Genomic DNA, 3901 nt, shown 5'->3' with positions numbered 1-3901 from the left:
CAAACTTCTTGCAGACTCAGAATTGCGTTATCCGTATGAGGGTTCAAAGACATTGATGTATGCATTCGACAGATTTGAGGATATGGATTTGATTACTGAACTACTGAAAGGTATGTATGCGGAACTGCCAGAAAAGAAACCCAAGAAAGCCAAATGAGACAAACAAGCTTCAGTTTGTTGAACTTAGCAAGGTATAAGTTTCTATGAGATGAAGCCTATAAAATTTGTACGGATACTGTAGGGTAAGAAAAGAAATCTTCCTCTATACTAAAATAAACCAAAAGAAAGGGGGAATCAAAATGAATATTATTAAGTCGTTTAACAATACGATTGATTATCTTGAAACAGTTCTTGATGATGAAATTGACGAAAAGAAAGTAACTCAGTTATCCGGATACTCTTATTCTATGTTCAGCCGCTTGTTCTCTATTCTAACCGAAACAACGCTATCAGAATATATAAGAAGCAGAAGATTGACGGAAGCAGCCGTTATATTAAGAAATACGGATGAAAAAATTATTGATGTTGCTTTCAAATTCGGATACGAGTCATCGGATTCATTTGGAACTGCTTTTAAGAATTTTCATGGATTTACTCCTTCAGAGGTGAGAAACGGGAAACCATTTAATTAGTTTCACGGGTGCAATTAGCACTAAGTGTAAGAGGAGGAAGAAGCATGAATATTACAATTCAAAAGAAAAAAGCATTTACAGTTGCAGGAATCAATGAACAAAACATCAATTCATCATTATGTCCGAGTATTTGGGATAAGCTATATGAAAAATATAGACACGATGAACTTGCAAGTTTAGGAAGCGGTCAAAGTATGGGCGTTTGCCATGATGTGGAAAATCCAAGCACAATAAATTATATGGCTGGTTATATCGTTAATGATGTAGACAAAGCCACAAGTATGGGCTTAGATGTTTTGGAAGTGGAAGAAGCAGAATATGCAGTTGTAAAATTAGTAGGAAGTGTTCCGGAGTGCATTCATAACGGGTGGAAATATGCAATGGAAGTATTCTTCCCTGAGCATGGCTATATTCATTCAGGAAAATCTGACTTTGAATATTACTATGAAGGTGATATGCACAGCAAAGACTACAAAATGGAACTTTGGATTCCAATAACTAAAGCTTAAAAACCAGCTTGTTGAGCTGGAAAATTCCAGTTTGTCGAGGTAATACCTTTTAACGATAACCTCAAGCTATCGTTAAATAGTTTAGTGGATATGTTTCCGCATACAACTCAACTACTTGACATACTTGGTGTTCACTCGTTCCATGTCGAATGTGTAGGATTGTTGGTGAAATCGTAAAAACTTTCATCTGAAACAATTTTATAAGCAGTTGGAATTTAAGGAGAGAAAAATGACTTTAGAAACGGAGAGATTGATTCTTCGCCCATGGGAAGAAAGAGATGCCAATGATTTATTTCAATATGCCAGTAATCCAGAGGTTGGTCCGATTGCAGGTTGGCCTGTACATACCAGTGTTGAAAACAGTAGGGAGATTATAAAAAATTATTTTTCAGCACCTGAAATATACGCCATCGTTTTAAAAGAAACCATGCAGCCAGTGGGTAGCATAGGATTGATGATCGGCTCTGAAAGTGATAAAGCTATTCCTGATACTGAGGCGGAGATTGGTTACTGGATAGGAGTTCCGTATTGGGGTCAGGGGCTTATACCAGAAGCAGTTCGTGAGATAATGAGACTTGGATTTGATGACTTGAATCTGGAGAAATTGTGGTGCGGTTATTTTGACGGCAATACAAAGTCACAGAAGGTTCAGGAGAAATGTGGCTTCCGTTATCATCATACAAAAGAGAAGGTTCCATGCGCATTGGAAGGTGTTCTTCGTACAGAACATATAACCTGTTTCTCAAAGGCAGAGTGGATTTTATTTAAGTAGGGAATAGCTGTCGTAGAGTGGAGAGGGAATCTTATAAGTCCGAACCGCTAAGTGTGTTTCTCTGCTCTTAAAAGAGAAAGAAAGGGATAATGAAATGCGTGAAGGCAAGGCTTTTAAAGTAGGAAATATCTAGTAATATATCTAGAAGACAAATTCATTACTTACTAAGTTGATTTGTGAGTTTAAAACAAATTATCTAATATAGCTACCTAGGGTGGAAAAAAGATGATATGGAATAAGGAATATTTTTCAAAAATTGAATTTATTATTTATTGTGGTTGCGAAATTATTGGTTATTTTGAGTGCAATCTGATGAATTATGAACTGTCCTACCAAGAGTGTGGGAATACTGGAATGATCGTTTTTGAACATAGTCAGAAACTATCCGAAAAAGCTTTATCTAAACTCATGAAATATACGCGACTTATTGATTTTGAGAAATATAGAAAGGGGAACAATTCAAATAAGAATGATATAGTTATTGGTTATAGAGATACATTTTCAATAACTTTTAAGGGCTATAGTCAAGATGGACAAGCTTTATTGATATATAATATGAACTATGTTTACAAGGATTGGTACAATAATCCCGTTGATAGCTTATACAGTTTTATAAGTGATACCTATTTTTCAGACTTTCAAAATAATAGATGTTATATTGCTCAAGGTCTGATGGCTGGTGTGCTTCCGTTTTAGGTATAATAGGAAGATGTAGTACATAGTGGAATCAAAAAAGTTATTGAATTATAATTTGATTAGATGGATACCTATAAAATGTATGAACTTCGATAATAGATGATTTTAAAACTATAGTTGATGGTCAAATTCCCGAAATCTTATAAGGAGGAATCTTATGCTAGGAGCAATAGTTGGAGATATTGTTGGTTCTGTTTACGAATGGGACAATATTAAAACGAAAGATTTTCCATTATTTCGTGATGATTGTTTTTTCACTGATGATACGGTTATGACCTGTGCTGTTGCAGAAGCCATTATGAATGGCGGTCAGAAGGATAACTTTATTGACGCCATGAAGAAATATGGTAGGATGTATCCTGATGCAGGTTACGGTGCAAGATTTAGTAATTGGGTTGAGGGTAACGATCGAGAACCATATAATAGTTTTGGAAATGGTTCTGCCATGCGTGTTTCTCCCTGTGCTTGGGTCATGGATTGTAGTTTCTGTGCCAGAACAGGAGCCTGGCCTTCTAGAAGATTTCTCGCACGACTTTCTGCAGAGGTGACTCATAACCATCCAGAGGGTGTCAAGGGAGCTATGGCGACCGCTGATGCTATCTTTATGTGTCGATTTTACTTTGGAGGTTACTGTGGGGATTATGAACAACCAATCAATGATAACCCTATAGAGTGCAAGAGACGCATCAAGGAACACATAGAGCAAGAGTATGGGTATAACCTTTCTCAATCACTAGATGAAATTCGTCCTACGTATCGTTTCAATGAAACGTGTCAGGATACAGTTCCTCAGGCAATCATTGCCTTTCTAGAAAGTACAGATTTTGAAGATGCGATTCGAAATGCGATTTCCCTTGGTGGGGATAGTGATACTCTTGCTGCCATCACAGGAAGTATAGCAGAGGCAGCTTATGGAATTCCTGATTGGATTAAGGAAAAGGTCTATACATATCTAGATGAGCCTTTAAAAGATGTGCTTAGACGGTGGGAGAAAGAAGTTTCAATATCATAATGGAGACTAGCCAGTCAATATCAAACTATGAAAGATAAGGTTAAGGAAGTTGAGCAAATCCTCGGGTAAAGAGTTATCGTCTTACGAGAAGAAAAGTTGGAAACAAACTTAACAAAGACATGAGCTTGACCACTGAAAAATAGCAAAGCGACGAGATAAGAAACAATCTCGTCGCTTTTTCTGGCTCTTTGTCAACTGTAGTGGGTTGAATAAAAGCTAACATCTGGAGAGGACAATCGTTGTCCTCTCCATTTTTATATTCAGAGCGATGAAAATTCGT

At 36.8% G+C, this 3901-nt stretch carries 3 protein-coding genes and 2 pseudogenes; all 5 read left to right on the top strand.

Annotation, left to right across the window (positions count from 1 at the left end; genetic code table 11):
• Positions 1–157, top strand: a pseudogene (locus E7C97_RS09155) (competence protein TfoX); the annotation flags it as partial.
• 142 nt (positions 158–299) lie between these two features.
• Positions 300–1141, top strand: a pseudogene (locus tag E7C97_RS09150) (GyrI-like domain-containing protein).
• Positions 1142–1370: 229 nt separating this feature from the next.
• Positions 1371–1913: a GNAT family N-acetyltransferase gene (locus tag E7C97_RS09145; RefSeq protein WP_316109013.1), complete on the top strand. Its 543-nt coding sequence runs from the start codon at positions 1371–1373 to the stop codon at positions 1911–1913.
• Between the two features lie 225 nt (positions 1914–2138).
• Positions 2139–2609, top strand: a complete 471-nt coding sequence (locus tag E7C97_RS09140; RefSeq protein WP_316109011.1) for a hypothetical protein — start codon at positions 2139–2141, stop codon at positions 2607–2609.
• 157 nt (positions 2610–2766) lie between these two features.
• The gene (locus tag E7C97_RS09135) at positions 2767–3621 is read left to right on the top strand and encodes an ADP-ribosylglycohydrolase family protein (protein WP_316109010.1); all 855 of its coding nucleotides are present in this window, start codon (positions 2767–2769) and stop codon (positions 3619–3621) included.
• Positions 3622–3901 lie beyond the last annotated feature (280 nt).

This window comes from Streptococcus sp. (assembly GCF_032481935.1).
GTDB lineage: Bacteria > Bacillota > Bacilli > Lactobacillales > Streptococcaceae > Streptococcus.
The sequence above is the reverse complement of the archived record's forward strand: the minus strand, read 5'-3'. Positions and strand labels throughout refer to the sequence as shown.

What these genes read in the sequence shown, in the direction of transcription:
- E7C97_RS09145 (WP_316109013.1), top strand. Translation starts at nt 1,371, where the DNA reads ATGACTTTAGAAACGGAGAGATTGATTCTTCGCCCATGGGAAGAAAGA.
- E7C97_RS09140 (WP_316109011.1), top strand. Translation starts at nt 2,139, where the DNA reads ATGATATGGAATAAGGAATATTTTTCAAAAATTGAATTTATTATTTAT.
- E7C97_RS09135 (WP_316109010.1), top strand. Translation starts at nt 2,767, where the DNA reads ATGCTAGGAGCAATAGTTGGAGATATTGTTGGTTCTGTTTACGAATGG.